This window comes from Psychrobacter sp. 1044, assembly GCF_904846525.1.
In the GTDB taxonomy this organism is placed as follows: Bacteria; Pseudomonadota; Gammaproteobacteria; order Pseudomonadales; family Moraxellaceae; genus Psychrobacter.
On sequence record NZ_CAJHAZ010000060.1, the window covers coordinates 1 to 745 of the forward strand.

The window sequence follows — 745 nt, forward strand, 5'->3', positions numbered from 1 at the left end:
TTGATTGCTATCCCATAGCTTTTTAATTGCTTTGACAACTGCCTTTGAGCAGTGCTGTGACTGGTTAGAGCTAGCAACGCCATCCGATACCGCAAGACAAAATGGCGCTTGCACTGATGTCACTGGCATTACTCCTAAGTCCTCTTGATACCAGTGATCTAAGAAGAAAAATGCGTCTTGCTGTAGGCCGTTGCTGGCATTACCTTGAAAAGTAATGGCGCAGGCGTGAGCTATTGTTTCAGCAAGAGGTTCATACTCATAACTCGAAGTCGCTGTCATATTCATTCGCTTATTATTTATTATCATTAAGACAAGTATAGTAGACTGCCTAGTGATTTTTTTTCTAGGTTATATACTATAATAAATCTCCCAGACTATCTAAAAACAATAGTTAGCTTTGATTATTGTTAGGTTTAAGGGTATATCGCTAGAAAAGATAAATGAACTTATATACCATGGTCTAACCTTTCATTCCTATCTATAAGCCATCGACATGATAGATCTACCATACAAACAGTAAAATATTTACTTTTGCTGATTATTACAGATTATATATAACGTACTTCTCAGGTGACGATATCAGCGTTTTTTAGGGTACGTCATTATCAGTTTCAATAGGACAGAGAGTCGATTTTTTAATACACCCTGGTACTAAAAATTGATAATAAGCACCGTCTTGTATAGCTTAGCGAATTGTTTAGCTTTCAAAGAAATACCCAGGTAGCTTGGGCAATATTGGGCAATA

1 pseudogene is annotated in these 745 nt (G+C 36.8%); it reads right to left on the reverse strand.

Annotation, left to right across the window (positions count from 1 at the left end):
- Positions 1-279: pseudogene (locus tag JMX82_RS14185) on the reverse strand (protein phosphatase); the annotation flags it as partial.
- Positions 280-745: the final 466 nt, after the last annotated feature.